Origin of the sequence: Nocardioides sp. cx-169, from assembly GCF_021083605.1 — a bacterium.
Classification (GTDB): domain Bacteria; phylum Actinomycetota; class Actinomycetes; order Propionibacteriales; family Nocardioidaceae; genus Nocardioides.
The window spans coordinates 544490-560242 of sequence record NZ_JAJNRO010000004.1; the positions used below are offsets into that span (position 1 = coordinate 544490).

Here is a 15753-nt window from a genome sequence, read left to right on the forward strand (position 1 = left end):
GACTAGGGTTTGTCCCGTGGCCCTTGCTCCGACCCTCGCGGTCATCGGCGGCGGGCAGCTCGCCCGGATGATGGCGCAGCCCGCGATCGCCCTGGGGCTGCCCCTGCGCCTGCTTGCCGAGGCCGACGGCGTCTCCGCCGCCCAGGTGATCCCCGACCACGTCGTGGGCGACTACACCGACCTCGACACGCTGGTGAAGCTCACCGACGGCTGTGCGGCGGTCACCTTCGACCACGAGCACGTGCCCACCGAGCACCTGCACGCCCTGGAGGAGGCCGGCATCGCCGTGCGACCCGGGCCCGAGGCGCTGGTCCATGCCCAGGACAAGGGCGTCATGCGGTCCCGGCTCGCCGAGCTCGGCATCCCCTGCCCGCGCAACGCCCTCGTCGCCTCCGTCGCCGACGTCGAGGCGTTCGGCCTCCCGTGCGTCCTCAAGACCACCCGCGGCGGCTATGACGGCAAGGGGGTCTGGTTCGTCGACTCGCCCGAGGACTGCGCCGAGCCGTTCCGGGCCGCCGCCGAGGCCGGGGTCGCGCTGCTGGCCGAGGAGCAGGTCGCGTTCCGGCGCGAGCTCTCCGCCCTCGTCGCCCGCTCGCCCAGCGGCCAGGCCGCGGCGTACGCCGTGGTGGCCTCGACCCAGAAGGACGGCATCTGCCACGAGGTCGTCGCGCCCGCGCCGGACCTCGCCCCCCAGATGTCCGGGCAGGCCCAGGAGATCGCGCTGCGTCTCGCCGGGGCCCTCGACGTCGTGGGCATCCTCGCCGTCGAGCTGTTCGAGACCGAGGATGGGCGGATCCTGGTCAACGAGCTCGCGATGCGCCCCCACAACACCGGCCACTGGACCCAGGACGGGGCGGTGACCTCCCAGTTCGAGAACCACCTGCGCGCCGTCATGGACCTGCCGCTCGGTTCGCCCGAGCCGCGCGCGCGATGGACGGTGATGGTCAACATCCTCGGTGGCCCCGACGACCAGGTCGGGCGCCTGTACGACGGCTTCCCGCATGCGCTGGCCAGGGACCCGTACCTGCGGGTGCACCTGTACGGCAAGGAGCTCCGCCCCGGCCGCAAGGTGGGCCACGTCAACGCCTACGGCGACGATCTCGAGGACTGTCTGGAGCGCGCGCGGCATGCGGCGGCGTGGTTCCGGGGCGACCTTGGAAACGAGAGCGAAGCGTGAGAGCGCATCGGTCAGTGAGCCGCACGGAGACGGTGACTGTGCGGTCGAGCTGCGAGCTCTCTCAAAGGAACGAGAGCGAAGCGTGAGAGCGCATCGGTCAGTGAGCCGCACGGAGATGGTGACTGTGCGGTCGAGCTGCGAGCTCTCTCAAAAGGAAACGAGAGCGAGTAACGCATGAGTGACCAGCAGGCGCGCGTCGGGATCGTGATGGGCTCGGACTCGGACTGGCCGGTGATGCAGGAGGCCGCCGAAGCGCTGGGCGAGTTCGGCGTCGCCTACGAGGCCGACGTGGTCTCCGCCCACCGGATGCCCGAGGAGATGCTGGCCTACGGCAAGGACGCCGCCGGCCGGGGCCTGTCGGTGCTCATCGCCGGGGCGGGCGGGGCGGCCCACCTGCCCGGGATGCTCGCGGCCGTGACGCCGCTGCCGGTGATCGGCGTGCCGGTGCCGCTGAAGTACCTCGACGGCATGGACTCGCTGCTCTCGATCGTGCAGATGCCGGCAGGGGTGCCCGTGGCCGCGGTCGCGATCGGCAACGCCCGCAACGCCGGGCTGCTCGCCGTGCGCATCCTCGCCGCCGCGGACCCCGCGCTGCAGCAGCGGATGCAGGACTTCCAGGACCAGCTCAGGAAGACCGCCCAGGCCAAGGGCGAGGCCGTCCGGGGCGGTCCGCGCAAGGTCGGCTTCTAGCCCCTCACCCGGCCAGGCCGTGCTCGTGGGCGAAGACCACGATCTGCACCCGGTCGCGCAGGCCGAGCTTGCGCAGGATGGCGCCGACGTGGGTCTTGACCGTGGACTCACCGGCGAACACCAGCGCCGCGATCTCGGTGTTGGACAACCCGCGCGCCACGGCCGCGAAGACCTCGCGCTCCTTCTCCGTCAGCGCCAGGTAGGCCGGCGGCACCGGCCGCTGCGTCCGGAACTGGCCCTCGAGCAGGGTCGAAAGGTCCTGGGGGGCGAGCACCGCGTTGCCGGCGTGCACGGTGCGGATCGCGTCGCGCAGCAGCACCGGGGTCGTGTCCTTGAGCAGGAACCCGCTGGCCCCGTGCCGGATCGCCGTGGCCGCGCGGTCGTCGAGGTTGAACGTCGTCAGCACGATGACCCGCACCGGGTGCTCGCGTCGGGCGACTCGCTCGGGGAGGAAGATCTGGCGGGTGGCCTCGACGCCGTCCATCTCGGGCATCCGGATGTCCATGAGCACGACGTCCGGCGCGAGCTCGTCGACCATCCGCACGGCGTGGAGGCCGTCGCCGGCCTGGCCGACCACCTCCATGCTCTCCTGGGCGCCGACGATGACCGCGACGCCCTCGCGGAACAGGTCCTGGTCGTCGACGAGCAGCACCCGGATCATGCGGCCCCCGACCGCACCGGCACCCAGGCGGTGACGGTGAACGTCTCGCCCTCGGTGGTCGCCCGCTGGCGTACGTCGAGCCGGCCGCCGACCGACTCGAGCCGGCGGCGCATCCCGTCGAGTCCCTGACCGGGCGGCGTCTCCTGTGCGGCGGGGTCGACGACGTTGCGGACCTCGATGCGCAGCCCGGCGTCCCCACCGCCGTCGGGCCAGTGGCGCTCCACGAACACCGGCTCGTCGCGGCGGCCGTGGCGCATGGCGTTGGTGAGCATCTCCTGGAGCACCCGGAACGCCACGACCTCCAGCTCGGGCGGCAGCGGCTGCACGACCCCGACCTCGCTGGAGACGACCTCGTGGCCGCTGGTGCGGACGCCGGCGATGAGCTCGTCGAGCCCCGCGCTGCTCGTGGGCTCGGCGCGGTCGGCGGGGGTCAGCACGTGGCGGACGTCCTGCAGGGAGGATCGCGCGGAGGTCGCGATGTTCTCCATCGTCGTCTTGAGCTTCTCGCTGTCGAGGTCGGAGAGGTACTGCGCCGACTCGGCCTGGGCGAGGATCACCGCGAGGGAGTGACCGACGACGTCGTGCACGTCGCGTGCCAGCCGCGCCTGCTCCTCGCGCAGCCGGGCGATCTCGCGGGCCTGCTCGGACTCACGCACCGCCTCGGCCGCCTCCTCCTCGGCGTGCTCCTGGGAGACGCGGGAGGACTGCGCGCGCGCCACGAAGCGCAGCGCCAGGCCGGCCAGCCACGGGACCCCGAGCAGGGCCATGCCGATCACCGCCGCCCCGATCTGCCAGGTGTCGCCGTAGCGGTAGCGGTCCTCCACCAGCTGCTGGAAGCCGGCGTCCTCCACGAGCCCGCCGAGACCGTTGAGCCCGACGTAGACGACGGCGATCAGGGCCGCGGCCGGGATCGACAGGACGCTGAGCCACACGGTCGCCGTCGAGCCCCAGCGCGCACAGCCGAAGGCGACGACGGCGATGGCCAGCTCGACCAGCATCAGGTCGACGCCGTTGACGACCTGCAGCACCCCGATGCCCCACGTCAGCCCCAGCGCCGCCCCCGGCGCATGCCGGCTCATGGCCACCGCGCACGCCATCATCAGGGCCACCAGCGCCAGGCCGGTCCGCGGCGTCGTCACGTTGTCCCGGTTGGCCGCCTCCAGCAGGCCAAGCGCCAGCACCGCCAGCCCGGCCGCGGTGTCGGGGAGCCAGCGCGGGGCGTCGGTCCTCATGCGGCGGCCGGGGCCCGTGCCGCGGTCTGCCACCGTCGCTCCACGACGTACCAGCTCACGGCAGCGACGAGGAGCGTCAGCACGGCCGCGAGCGGGCCGGCGAGGTCGGTGTGGGGGCGCAGCCACAGGGTGAGGGGGTAGTTCCACAGGTAGGCCGCGTAGGAGACGGTGCCCAGCCAGACGAGCGCGCGCAGGCTCGGAGCCGAGACGGTGGCCCACGTACGCCAGGAGACCAGCAGCGCGGCGGTCAGAGCAGCGCTGGCCGGGCCGGCCGCAAGGTAGGTGAGCGCATGACCGCGCAAGGGAAGCACGCTCAATACTCCCAGCCCGACCAGCGCTGTGGGCGCTGCCCACACCGAGAGCGTGACTCGGTGGGCGTGCAGGCGGGTCGCGGCGCCGACCACGAAGCACACCGCCCACGAGGTCGGGAGCGCGTAGGCCAGGTCGGGAGCGTCGCGCAGCCAGACCAGCGTCGCCACACAGGCCAGCAGGCACGCCGTCGCCGCCAGGACCAGGGCGGCGCCGACGCGCCGCCGTGCGAATGCGAACGCCAGCAGCGCCGGCCACACCAGGTAGAACTGCTCCTCGGTCGCCAGCGTCCACAGGTGGAACGTCGCGTCGCTGGCGTGGCCGAACGGCAGGTTGCCGGTCCAGGTCAGCGCGACGAGCACGGTCTTCGGGAGCTCGTCGCGGTCGCCCAGCGGGTCCAGCGTCAGCGTCACCACGACCACGCCGACCACCAGGAAGAGCAGCGCCGGCAGCAGTCGTCGGGCGCGGCGCCGGTAGAAGCGACCGAGGTCGACGCGGCCGTCGCGCTCGAGCTCGCCGACCAGCAGGCCGGTGATGAGGTAGCCGGACAGCGCGAAGAACATCACCACGCCCACCACGCCCGCGCCCGCGAACGGCGTGGGCAGGGCGTGGCGCAGCATCACCAGCCCGACGGCGATGCCGCGCAGGAGGTCCAGGCCGGCTATCCGCACGGTGTCGCGAGTGCGTCGCGCACCAGCAGGTCGAGCAGCGCCGGGTAGGGCAGCCCCGCGGCGGCGTACATGCGCGGGACCTGGGAGTGGGCGGTGAAGCCGGGCATGGTGTTGACCTCGTTGAGCACGACACCGGTGTCGGTGACGAAGAAGTCGACCCGGGCCACCCCCCGGCAGCCGAGCGCGTCGAACACCGCGAGCGCGGCGTCCTCGACGGCCTTGCCCTCGGCCTCGGTGAGCGCGGCCGGCACGCGGAAGTCGGCGCCGCCGCCGTACTTGGCGTCGTGGTCGAAGAGGCCGTCGACCACGACCTCCAGCGGCGGGGAGGGCAGCCGCGAGCCGTCGGGTCGCGCGATCACGGCGATGTCGACCTCGCGGCCGACGAGCAGGTCCTCGACCAGCACCCGGTCGTCGAGGGCGAGCGCCGCGTCGAGGGCCTCGGCCAGCTGCTCGGGCCGCTCGACGAGGCTCACACCGTGACTGGACCCGGCCGCGACCGGCTTCACGACGACCGGATGCGTCCACAGGTACGTCGGTGCCGTCGCGGCCGTGAGCAGGACCGCCGGTGCGGTCCTGATTCCGACCGCCTCGGCGACCAGCTTGGTCGCCCACTTGTCCATGGCGAGCGCGCCCGCGCCGACCCCGGAGCCGACGTAGGGCAGCCCGGCCAGGTCGCACAGCGCCGCGAGCGTGCCGTCCTCGCCGCGCGGGCCGTGGACGACCGGCAGCACCACGTCGCAGCCGCGCAGCACGTGCGCGGCGCCGGACAGCCCGATCGGGCGATGTCCGCCGTCGAGCCAGATGCCGTGGGGGTCGATGGTCAGCCGGACGACGTCGTAGGCGGCCGGGTCCAGCGCGCCGGCGACGGAGGCCGCCGAGGCGAGCGAGACCTCGTGCTCGCAGCTCTGCCCGCCCCCGATGACGGCGACCCGGGGGCGCGCGCTCATCGGGCCACCCGGGCGCCGATGCCGGTGACGATCTCGTGCTCGATGGTGTCCGCCCACGCGGCCCACTCCGCGACCGTGGGCTCGCCCCCGTGGCCGGTGCCGAACACCGTCGCGCTCTCGCCGACCGCCACGACGTCGCTGCCGACGTCGACGACGACCTGGTCCATCGAGACCCGGCCGACGACCGGGCACCGCCGGCCGCGCAGCTGCACCTCGGCTCGTCCGCCGGTGGCTCGTGGCAGCCCGTCGGCGTAGCCGAGTGGCAGCAGGGCCAGGTTGGTGGCGCGGGGCGCGGTCCAGTCGTGGCCGTAGCCGACCGGGGTGCCGGCGCGGACCCGGCGTACCGCCACCACCGGCGCGGTCAGCGTCATCGCGGGGGCCAACCGGGTCGAGCCCGACGGGTCGATGCCGACCAGCCCGGCGCCCACGCGGCTCAGTGTGTGGTGGCTCAGCGGGTCGGTCAGCGTGGCCGCGGTCGCGGCCAGGTGCCGCAGCGGGGGCCGTAGTCCGGCCGCGCGCGCCATCTCGACGCCCCAGGCGAAGCGGACCCGGCCGGCCGCGTTGGCGGGGTGCCCCGGCACGTCGGCGCATCCGAGGTGGCCCATCACCCCGACCACGCTGACGCGACCCAGGCGCTCGGCGTGCCGGGCGGCGCGGCACAGCGCCCCCCAGTCCGAGGGAGGTGCACCGTCGCGGGCCATGCCGGTGTCGAGCTGCAGGTGGACCCGCGCGCCCAGGCCGGCGCGGGTGATGGCGTCGAGGTGGTCTCGGCATGGCACAGCCAGGTCGATCCCGGAGGCGATGGCGCGGCCGAAGTCGGCGTCGACGGGGTTCAGCCAGCTCAGCACCGGGACCCGCAGGCCCGCGTCGCGCAGGGGCAGTGCCTCGTCGATGCTCGTGACCCCCAGCCAGGACGCCCCGTTGGCCAGGGCCGTGCGCGCCACGTCGAGGGCGCCGTGCCCGAAGCCGTCGGCCTTCACGACGGCCATCAGCGCGCCGTCGGTGCGTTCGGCGAAGAGCCGGGTGTTGGCGGCGACCGCGCCCAGGTCCACGTGCAGTGCGGGCCCGTGCCGGCGGGCGGTCACGGGCATGGCCAGCGCCGTCATGCCGCGACCTTGACGTCGACGGGGCCGTAGAGGGCGGCGGGAGCGCCGGTGGACAGGGCCCAGTAGCGGTCGCCGAAGCTCCAGTGCCACCACTCGGTGGGGTAGTTGACCAGGCCCGCGCCCCCGAGCACCTGCGCGAGGAGCAGCCGGTGGGCGCGTGCGTCGGCGCCGATGCCGTCAGCGGCGAAGTAGCAGCGGCCGTCGCTCTGCTCGGGGGTCGCATCGATCGGGGTGCCGAGGTCGAGCTCCTCACCGCAGGCGTCGACCAGGGTCAGGTCGACCGCCGCGCCGGCCACGTGCGGGGCCACGCCGACCGGCGCCACGAACCTGCTCATGAGCCGCTCGACCTCGGCCTCGGACACCCCCGGGTGGGCCGCCCGCACCTGGGCGCCGTACGACGTCACGATGGCGCGCTGGGCGGCCATCGGCCGGTGCCCCTCCACGACGAGCAGGCCGATGCCCGACGGCAGCGCGACGTGCGCAGCGGCGAGCCGGTCGGCCAGGCCGCGGCGGACGAGCTGACGGGTGGGGGAGAGGGCCGCGTCGAGCGGCACCAGGGGCTCTCCGAGGTCGCGCACCGGCACCGCTCCGACCCGCGGGTCGCTGAGAAGGATCGTCATACCGAGGACGCTAGGGATCGGGGGGCCCCGCCACCTCCGCCTCAGGTCCCGATCACCGGTCCTCCAGGAGGAGACCTCTCACTCCCGGGATGTCAGCGACGGGTCAGTGCCGGCTCCACTCGATGGCGGGACAGGTGTCCATCACCATGGGGACACCGGCGGCGATGGTGCGCTCGAAGGCCGCCTCGTCGACGACCCCGAGCTGGAACCACACGCCCTTGGCGCCGACGGCGACCGCCTGGTCCGCGAACTCGCCGGCAGACTCCGAGCGCCGGAAGACGTCGACCACGTCGATCGGGAACGGCACATCGGCCAGGGAGGCGTAGCCCTTCTCCCCGAGCACCATCAGGCCGCCCGGCTCGGCGGCGGCCGGGTGGATCGGCACGATCCGCTTGCCCCGACGCTGCAGCAGCTCGGCGATGGAGTACGCCGTGCGGCTGGGCGAGTCCGACAGGCCCACCACCGCCCAGGTCTCGAGGTCGTCCAGCATCAGTCGTACGGACTCGCGGTCCTGCCAAGAGGTCATGCCCTCAGAACCTAGCCAGGAACGGGGTCATTCCCCACCAGCGCCCGGCGCAGCGCCGGCAGGACCTGGTCGGGGTCGGCCGGCGTGCGCAGCACCAGCACGGTGGTGCCGGTGGGCAGGTCGGGCGGGTCGCCGGGGGAGAGCGGCGCGTGGGTGCGCCGTACCTGGGCCATCGCGGCGTCGAACTCGGCCTCCGGGAGCTCCGAGAGCCCGCGCAGCCAACGCCGCAGGACGTGGTTGTGCGCCACCACCACCGAGGACGCCATGAGCTCGGCGCGCAGGTCGGCGCCGGCGTCCTCGCCGGTCCAGCGCCTGATGAACTCGCGGAACTCGCGTTGGTACTGCTGCAGGTGGGCGATCTCCCGGGACCGCAGAGCCGGGATCGTGCGCGTCAGCCGGTAGCGGGCCCGCGCCAGGTCCCCCTCGTCGAGGTAGCGACGTAGCACCAGCCGGGCCGCCTCCGTGACGGCCGCGGGGGTCTCCTCGACCGGGGACGACGCCAGCCGCTCGCGGACTCGAGCCAGCACGTCGGTGTGGTCGGGGAAGATCACGTCCTCCTTGGACCCGAAGGCTCGGAAGAACGTGGTCCGGCCGACGCCGGCCCGCTCCGCGATCGCCTCGACGGTCGTGGCGTCGTACCCCTGCTGCTCGAAGAGGTCGAACGCCGCCTCGCGCAGGCGTGCGGTGCGGGACATGGACCCTCCGGGGGACGAGGCTGGTACTGAGTACCATACTGGTGGAACCCAGTACCCAAGGAGCAGCATGAGCGTGAGTCGTGTAGGAGTCGTGGGCTTCGGCCTGATGGGCAGCGGCATCGTCGAGGTGTCCGCCCGTGCGGGGCTGGACGTTGTCGTCGCCGAGGCCAACCAGGATGCCGCCGAGGCGGGGCGGGCGCGGCTCGAGAAGTCCCTGCAGAGGGCCGAGGAGCGCGGCAAGATCGACTCGGCCCAGGACGTGCTGGCCCGGGTCCGCGTCGCCACGAGCCTGGAGGAGCTGGCCGACCGCGACCTCGTGGTCGAGGCGATCGTCGAGGACGAGACGGCCAAGGTCGCGCTGTTCCGCGAGCTCGACCGCATCGTCGCCTCGCCCGACGCGATCCTCGCCTCCAACACCTCCTCGATCCCGATCATGAAGCTGGGCGTGGTCACCAGCCGCCCCCAGCAGGTCATGGGCATCCACTTCTTCAACCCGGTGCCCGTCCTCGCGCTCGTCGAGCTGGTGCCGAGCCTGCTGACCTCGCCGGAGACCACCGAGCGCGCCCGCGCGTTCGTGGAGGGCTCGCTCGGCAAGCAGGCGATCGACTGCCAGGACCGGGCCGGCTTCGTCGTCAACTCGCTGCTGGTGCCGTTCATCCTCTCCGCGATCCGGATGCTCGAGTCCGGCTTCGCCACCGCGGAGGACATCGACCGCGGCCTGGTCCTCGGCGCCGCTCACCCCCAGGGTCCGCTGGCGCTGGCCGACCTGATCGGCCTCGACACCACCAAGGCGGTGGCCGAGTCGCTCTACGAGGAGTTCAAGGAGCCGCTCTACGCCCCGCCGCCGCTGCTGGCCCGGATGGTCGACGCGGGGCTGCTGGGACGCAAGTCCGGTCGCGGCTTCTACGACTACTGAGCACCACCACCGAGAGACGCAAGGAACCACTCGATGAGCACCGACCTGTACGCCCTGTCCGAGGAGCACCGCGCCATCCGCGAGGCGGTCCGCGCGGTCGCCGAGGCCAAGGTGGCGCCGTACGCCGCCGTCGTGGACGAGGAGTCCCGCTATCCCGCGGAGGCCGCCGCGGCCCTGCTGGCCTCGGACTTCCACGCCCCGCACGTGCCCGAGGCCTACGGCGGTGCCGGTGCGGACGCGCTCGCGACCGTCCTGGTGATCGAGGAGGTGGCGCGGGTCTGCGTGTCGTCCTCGCTGATCCCGGCGGTCAACAAGCTCGGCTCGCTCCCGGTCCAGCTCGCCGGGTCCGAGGAGCTCAAGCAGAAGTACCTCGGTCGGCTCGCGCGCGGCGAGGGTGGCTTCTCCTACTGCCTCTCCGAGCCCGACGCCGGCTCCGACGCGGTGTCGATGAAGACCCGCGCGGTGCGCGACGGGGATGACTGGGTGCTCAACGGGGTGAAGCGCTGGATCACCAACGCCGGCGTGAGCGAGTACTACACGGTCCTCGCCGTGACCGACCCCGAGAAGCGCTCGCGCGGGATCTCGGCGTTCGTGGTTGAGAAGTCCGACGCCGGCGTCTCCTTCGGCGCCCCGGAGAAGAAGCTCGGCATCAAGGGCTCGCCGACGCGCGAGGTCTACCTCGACAACGTCCGGATCCCGGGCGACCGGATCATCGGCGCCGAGGGCACCGGCTTCGAGACCGCCATGCGCACCCTCGACCACACCCGCGTCACCATCGCCGCCCAGGCCGTCGGTGTCGCCCAGGGCGCGCTGGACTTCGCGCTCGGCTACGCCAAGGAGCGCCAGCAGTTCGGCAAGCCGATCTCGGACTTCCAGGGCCTGCAGTTCCTGCTCGCCGACATGGGCATGAAGGTGGAGGCCGCGCGCCAGATGACGTACGCCGCCGCCGGCCGCTCCGAGCGCAACGACCCCGACCTCACCTTCTTCGGCGCCGCGGCCAAGTGCTTCGCCTCCGACGTCGCCATGGAGGTCACCACCAACGCGGTGCAGGTCCTCGGCGGCTACGGCTACACCCGCGACTACCCGGTCGAGCGGATGATGCGCGACGCCAAGATCACCCAGATCTACGAGGGGACCAACCAGGTGCAGCGGATCGTGATGGCGCGTCAGCTCCTTGCGGGTGTGCAGAGCCAGCTCTGAGGGGCTCCGGCGACCAGCGGAACCGGTCGACCAGGCCGGCGGAGAGCGGGACCCGCGTCAGCGCGGCGAGCGCGAGCAGCCCCAGGGCGGCGCCTAGCACGTTGAAGATCAGGTCGTCGACGTCGGCGATGTGTCCGCCGCCGAGCAGGTGTGCGGTGGCGTATTGCGTCACTTCGATGCCGGCGCTCAGGGCCACCGCCGCCAGCAGCAGGCGCCGCCAGGAGGACCGCCGCAGGAGCAGTGGGAGCAGCAGCCCGATCGGCACGAAGACGCAGATGTTGGTCACCGAGTCGACCCGCGATCTTCCCGATCTTCCTGGACAAGCCCCGCGGCGACGCCCGGGTGGCCGCTCGCCTCGGCCTGAGGTGCCGGTCCACCCGCCGCAGGTACCGCCTCACCTGGGGGTCCACGATCCGCCGAAGGACCTGGGCGACCGCCAGCTCGGAGCTGGCGAAGAGGTCGATGTTGGCCTCGACGTACGCCCACACGCGGGTGCCGGGAGTGGGAGCCGATGCCACCTTGTCCAGGACCTGGCGGGCCCAGTCGGGGAAGACGTCGCCGACGACCGCCGCGAGCCGCGTCGAGGAGGGCGCGGCGCTGCTGGGCGTGGTGCTCGGCGACCGTGGCCACGACGCCGCGCGAGAAGGCGGAGTCCTTGGACACGCCCCAGCTAGGCGGTCGGCAGGCTGGCGCCCAGCGCGATGCTGGCGAGGTGGCGGGCGTGGACCTCCGCACTGTCGATGAGCGGCAGTGGGTTGTCCTCGGGGCTGATCAGGAGCCCGACCTCGGTGCAGGCCAGCACCACGGCCTCGGCGCCCTGGTCGGCGAGTCGCCGGATGGTGTCGACGTACGTCGCCCTCGAGGTGTCGCGGATGATGCCCTGCGTGAGCTCGTCGAAGACGATGGCGTCGACCTGGTCGCGGGTGGGGGCATCCGGGACGACGACGCCGATGCCGTGGCGGGCCAGGCGGCCGGCGTAGAAGTCCTCCTCCATCACCCACCGGGTGCCGAGGATGCCGAGGGTCGACCAGCCGTGGCGACCGGCCTCCGCCCCGATGGCGTCGCCGATGTGGGCGAGCGGGACGTCGATGGCGGCCTCCACCTGCGGGGCGACCTTGTGCATGAGGTTGGTGCAGATGGCCACCGTCGTCGCGCCGCCCTGGACGCACCGCTGCGCGGCCTCGGTCAAGAGCGCGGCCGCCCGGTCCCAGTCGCCTGCGATCTGGCACTCGCGGATCTCGGAGAAGTCCAGGGACTGCAGCGAGATCCGCGCGGAGGCGTGGCCGCCGTGCGCCGCGGACACGACCTCGTTGATGATCCGGTAGTAGGTCGCGGTCGAGTGCCAGCTCATGCCGCCGATCAAGCCCAAGGTCTCCATGACTCCAGGGTGCTCCGGCCTTCCGATCTTAGGTAGTCCGTCATTGCTGATGGTGGTTCGTAGCGGTTCTAATGGGTGCATGGACCCCCGGCGTGTGCTCGTCTTCCGCGAGGTGGCGCGCTCGGGCTCGCTCAGCGCCGCCGCGCGCGGCCTCGGCATGACCCAGTCGGCCGTGAGCCAGCAGCTGCGCCTGCTCGAGCGGGAGGCCGGCGTGCCCCTGTTGCTGCGGACCACGCGCGGCACGCGGCTCACCGAGGCGGGCGAGGCCCTGCTCCGCCGCGCCGACGCCGTCCACACCGCGCTGCACCTGGCGGGCCAGGAGCTGGGCGCGCTCTCGCAGCTGCGCGCCGGCGCGGTCCGTCTTGCCTCGTTCCCGTCGGGCACCGCGACGCTGGTCCCGCCCGCCGTACGGTCGCTCCACGCCGACCACCCGGGCGTCGAGGTGACCCTGGTGGAGACGGAGCCGCCGGAGGCGTGGGCCTCGGTGCTCGCGGGCGAGAGCGACGTCGCCCTGGTCTTCGGCTACGACGGGCCGCCCCACGACGACGGCTCGCTGGCCTGGGTGCCGCTCGGCGTGGAGGCGATGTACCTCGTGCTGCCCCCGGACCAGGCCGTCCCGGACGCCCTGGGGGCGCCGTGGCTCGCGGAGCGCGACTGGGTGGCGGGCTGCGAGCGCTGCCGCCAGCACCTGGTCGCGTGCTGTCGCGCCGCCGGCTTCGAGCCGCGGCTGCTGCACGAGAGCGACGACTACGTGGTGGTGCAGAGCCTGGTCGCGCACGGTCTCGGAGTGACCGCGCTTCCGGAGCTCGCCCTGTCGGCGTTCCGCCACGCGGACGTGGTCGTGCGTCGCGTCGACTGGTTCGGCCGGCGCCACGTCGGCATCGTCCATCGCCCGGGCGCGGAGCGGGTCCCCGTCATCAGGGCCCTCATGGAGCGACTTCAGGAGAGTGCCCGCGTCGTGCTCGCCTGAGCGTTCCGCTGGCTGGAAAAGGGTCTTCCCAACGGAGGTGGCGCCACTCATGCTGCAAGCGTGAGCACCGTCACACTGCGCAGCCGGCGCCCTGCATGAGCGTCTATGCAGCCTCCGCCCTGGCCGAGGCGCTGACCCGCCTCGTGCGGGCCAACCCCGGCCGCTGCGCCGCGCGCCTCATGCGGACCGAGCTGGTCCTCGCCTGGCGCGACGCCCTCGCCGACCCCGCCCGGCCCGCCCCCTGGGTGACGCAGCGACGCTGAGCCGGATCAGGCGCCGACTCACGCCCGACGCGATCGCGAGGTAGGCTGGTGGTCAGCACCGGCCTCGCAGCACGGCCGAGTGCGTCCGGTCCACCACGGTGATCGTGCACGATGCCGTCGGGCCGTGCACCGTCGCGGGGTGCGCAGCACGCCACTCCGCTCGACGTTCCGTCGGCCCCAACCGCGGGACAGCGTTGGTGGTGTCGTAGGCCTGCTCCGGCGGCAAGGCGCCACCCGAAGGAGGAGTCTGTGGCCCGACGAGGCCAGCGCCGTACCGGCGCCACGCGCACCGCCCCGCGCAACCAGCGGCGCGGCCGCAACCTCGACAACGAGGGCATCATCCCGGTCCTCGCGCGCGCCGTGCGCGAGGTCGAGAACGAGGTCCAGCGCGGCGCCGTGAGCCGGCCTGCGCGCACGAAGTTCCAGGTCATCGCGTTGCTCGTGCGCGAGGAGCGCTCCCGGGTGAAGAGCGACACCGAGGCCACTGAGGCGCAGCGTGCCGAGAAGCTCAAGCGCCTCGACGGGGTCGCCACGATCCTGGCCAAGACCGCCGCTCGCGACACCTCGCTGCTCTCCCTGCTGGCCGAGGACGCCGAGGTCTCCGACGCCGCGCAGACGCTGCGGCGTCAGTTCCTCGAGGAGGCCGGCCTCGAGGTGCCCGAGGAGGAGGAGCCGACCGCCCCCGAGCTCCCGGCGTCGCTCAACCCCGCCCGCCGGGTGGTGCCTCAGTCCGTCATCTCCCGCCAGCTCTCCAACCCGTTCCTCACTCCCGACTTCTCCGCCCCCAGGCCCAAGCCCGTCCAAGGCGGTCGACTGGCCACGTGGGAGCTCCTCGAGCCCCTCTTCCGCGCCTTCGAGTACGGCGGCGCCTCATCGTGCATGACGCTGCCGGAGCCCACCACCGCCCTCCGGCTGCCGCCGGGCCTCGAGCTGATGCCGCACCAGGCGCAGGTGGTGGCCGCCGCGGAGGCCGGGCACCGCACCTTCCTGCTCGCCGACGAGCCCGGGCTCGGCAAGACCGCGCAGGCACTGCTCGCCGCCCACGCCGCCGACGCCTACCCGCTGCTGGTGGTCGTCCCCAACGTGGTCAAGACCAACTGGGCCCGCGAGGCCCACCTCTGGACGCCCAACCGGCCGGTGACCGTGATCCACGGCGACGGTGACGAGATCGACGCGTTCGCCGACATCGTGGTCGTCAACTACGAGGTGCTCGATCGGCACGTCGGCTGGCTGGGGGACCTCGGGTTCCGCGGCATGGTGGTCGACGAGGCGCACTTCATCAAGAACAAGAAGTCGCAGCGCTCCCAGCACGTCCTGCAGATCTCCGACCGGATCCGCGCGCGCTTCACCCGGCCGCTGCTCATGGCCCTCACCGGCACCCCCCTCATCAACGACATCGACGACTTCCGCGCCATCTGGCAGTTCCTGGGCTGGATCGGGGAGAAGGCGCCGGGCCCGGAGCTCATGGCGGCGCTGGAGAAGACCGGCCTGACCCCGGTGGACCCCGGGTTCTACCCCAACGCCCGCAACAGCGTCATCCAGCTCGGCATCGTGCGGCGGCGCAAGATCGACGTCGCCAAGGACATCCCGGCCCGCCGGGTGGCCGACATCCCGGTCGAGCTGGACGATGTCATCGGGCGCTCGATCCGCGACGCCGAGCGCGAGCTGGCCGAGCGGCTGGTCGCCCGCTACCGCAGCGCGCTGGAGACCCGCTCGTCGGGCGTCCAGGTCGAGGGCATCGACCACGAGCTCGTACGCCGCGTGGCCGGCTGGGAGCTCTCGGACTCCGAGTCCGCCAAGACCGGCGAGAATGTCTTCGGCATGGTCCGCCGCATCGGCCAGGCCAAGGCCGGCCTGGCGGCCGACTACGCCGCGCAGCTCGCCCGCAACGTCGGCAAGGTCGTGTTCTTCGCCAAGCACGTCGACGTCATGGACCTCGCGGAGGAGACCTTCGCCAAACGCGGCATCGGCTACGCCTCCATCCGGGGCGACCAGTCGGCGGCCAAGCGGCAGCGCAACATCGACGCGTTCGTCAACGATCCCGACGTGCACATCGCGGTCTGCTCGCTGATGGCCGCCGGTGTGGGCCTGAACCTCCAGGTCGCCTCCAACGTGGTGCTGGCCGAGCTGTCGTGGACCGACGCGGAGCAGACCCAGGCCATCGACCGGGTCCACCGCATCGGCCAGGAGGAGCCGGTCACCGCGTGGCGGATCATCGCGGCGCAGACCATCGACACCAAGATCGCCGAGCTCATCGACAGCAAGGCCGGGCTGGCAGCCCGCGCGCTCGACGGCTCCGACGAGGAGATCGCCGCGTCGTCCGACGTCCAGCTGGAGGCGCTGGTCGCGCTGCTCACCGAGGCGCTCGAGCGGCAGGTGCTCTAGCCCACCG

At 72.9% G+C, this 15753-nt stretch carries 17 protein-coding genes; 7 read left to right on the top strand and 10 right to left on the bottom strand.

Going from position 1 to position 15753, the window contains the following annotated elements; translation table 11 throughout:
* The first annotated feature begins 16 nt into the window (after window positions 1–16).
* Together LRP67_RS08425 and purE are read left to right on the top strand one after the other, a co-directional pair.
* The gene (locus LRP67_RS08425) at window positions 17–1177 is read left to right on the top strand and encodes a 5-(carboxyamino)imidazole ribonucleotide synthase (protein ID WP_231269717.1); all 1161 of its coding nucleotides are present in this window, start codon (window positions 17–19) and stop codon (window positions 1175–1177) included.
* Between the two features lie 174 nt (window positions 1178–1351).
* A complete protein-coding gene (purE, locus tag LRP67_RS08430) occupies window positions 1352–1867 on the top strand; it encodes a 5-(carboxyamino)imidazole ribonucleotide mutase (RefSeq protein ID WP_231269718.1) in 516 nt (171 codons plus the stop codon).
* Between the two features lie 4 nt (window positions 1868–1871).
* On the opposite strand, the gene LRP67_RS08435 is transcribed toward purE, so the two are convergent.
* From LRP67_RS08435 to LRP67_RS08470, 8 genes are all read right to left on the bottom strand, one after another.
* On the bottom strand, window positions 1872–2528 hold the full coding sequence (locus LRP67_RS08435; protein WP_231269719.1) for a response regulator transcription factor: 657 nt from the start codon (window positions 2526–2528) through the stop codon (window positions 1872–1874).
* The gene (locus LRP67_RS08440) at window positions 2525–3760 is read right to left on the bottom strand and encodes a sensor histidine kinase (protein WP_231269720.1); all 1236 of its coding nucleotides are present in this window, start codon (window positions 3758–3760) and stop codon (window positions 2525–2527) included. Before LRP67_RS08440 ends, LRP67_RS08435 begins: the two co-directional genes overlap by 4 nt.
* A complete protein-coding gene (locus LRP67_RS08445) occupies window positions 3757–4740 on the bottom strand; it encodes an acyltransferase (RefSeq protein WP_231269721.1) in 984 nt (327 codons plus the stop codon). Before LRP67_RS08445 ends, LRP67_RS08440 begins: the two co-directional genes overlap by 4 nt.
* The gene (locus tag LRP67_RS08450; RefSeq protein ID WP_231269722.1) at window positions 4731–5687 is read right to left on the bottom strand and encodes a D-alanine--D-alanine ligase; all 957 of its coding nucleotides are present in this window, start codon (window positions 5685–5687) and stop codon (window positions 4731–4733) included. Before LRP67_RS08450 ends, LRP67_RS08445 begins: the two co-directional genes overlap by 10 nt.
* A complete protein-coding gene (alr, locus tag LRP67_RS08455; protein ID WP_231269723.1) occupies window positions 5684–6793 on the bottom strand; it encodes an alanine racemase in 1110 nt (369 codons plus the stop codon). Before alr ends, LRP67_RS08450 begins: the two co-directional genes overlap by 4 nt.
* A complete protein-coding gene (locus LRP67_RS08460) occupies window positions 6790–7413 on the bottom strand; it encodes a M15 family metallopeptidase (protein ID WP_231269724.1) in 624 nt (207 codons plus the stop codon). Before LRP67_RS08460 ends, alr begins: the two co-directional genes overlap by 4 nt.
* 103 nt (window positions 7414–7516) lie before the next feature.
* Window positions 7517–7939 (bottom strand): CoA-binding protein, encoded by a 423-nt coding sequence (locus LRP67_RS08465; protein ID WP_231269725.1) that lies wholly within the window; start codon window positions 7937–7939, stop codon window positions 7517–7519.
* 11 nt (window positions 7940–7950) lie between these two features.
* Window positions 7951–8634 (bottom strand): TetR/AcrR family transcriptional regulator, encoded by a 684-nt coding sequence (locus LRP67_RS08470; RefSeq protein ID WP_231269726.1) that lies wholly within the window; start codon window positions 8632–8634, stop codon window positions 7951–7953.
* 67 nt (window positions 8635–8701) lie between these two features.
* On the opposite strand from LRP67_RS08470, the gene LRP67_RS08475 reads away from it, so the two are divergent.
* Together LRP67_RS08475 and LRP67_RS08480 are read left to right on the top strand one after the other, a co-directional pair.
* Entirely contained in the window at window positions 8702–9550 is an 849-nt protein-coding gene (locus LRP67_RS08475) for a 3-hydroxybutyryl-CoA dehydrogenase (protein WP_231269727.1), read from the top strand.
* A gap of 33 nt (window positions 9551–9583) precedes the next feature.
* Window positions 9584–10750 carry an acyl-CoA dehydrogenase family protein gene (locus tag LRP67_RS08480; protein WP_231269728.1) on the top strand — a complete coding sequence of 389 codons (1167 nt, stop codon included), beginning with the start codon at window positions 9584–9586 and terminating at the stop codon, window positions 10748–10750.
* Here the strand turns inward: LRP67_RS08480 and LRP67_RS22050 are convergent.
* Window positions 10665–11036 (bottom strand): VanZ family protein, encoded by a 372-nt coding sequence (locus tag LRP67_RS22050; RefSeq protein ID WP_374107401.1) that lies wholly within the window; start codon window positions 11034–11036, stop codon window positions 10665–10667. The two genes, LRP67_RS08480 and LRP67_RS22050, sit on opposite strands and share 86 nt — an antisense overlap.
* A gap of 384 nt (window positions 11037–11420) precedes the next feature.
* Window positions 11421–12128: an aspartate/glutamate racemase family protein gene (locus tag LRP67_RS08485; protein WP_231269729.1), complete on the bottom strand. Its 708-nt coding sequence runs from the start codon at window positions 12126–12128 to the stop codon at window positions 11421–11423.
* 79 nt (window positions 12129–12207) lie between these two features.
* On the opposite strand from LRP67_RS08485, the gene LRP67_RS08490 reads away from it, so the two are divergent.
* The 3 genes from LRP67_RS08490 (at window position 12208) to LRP67_RS08500 (ending at window position 15746) form a co-directional block, all read left to right on the top strand.
* Window positions 12208–13098, top strand: a complete 891-nt coding sequence (locus LRP67_RS08490) for a LysR family transcriptional regulator (protein WP_231269730.1) — start codon at window positions 12208–12210, stop codon at window positions 13096–13098.
* 95 nt (window positions 13099–13193) lie between these two features.
* Complete coding sequence (locus tag LRP67_RS08495; RefSeq protein ID WP_231269731.1) at window positions 13194–13361, top strand: hypothetical protein; 168 nt, start codon at window positions 13194–13196, stop codon at window positions 13359–13361.
* 249 nt (window positions 13362–13610) lie between these two features.
* Window positions 13611–15746 carry a DEAD/DEAH box helicase gene (locus tag LRP67_RS08500; protein ID WP_231269732.1) on the top strand — a complete coding sequence of 712 codons (2136 nt, stop codon included), beginning with the start codon at window positions 13611–13613 and terminating at the stop codon, window positions 15744–15746.
* Window positions 15747–15753: the final 7 nt, after the last annotated feature.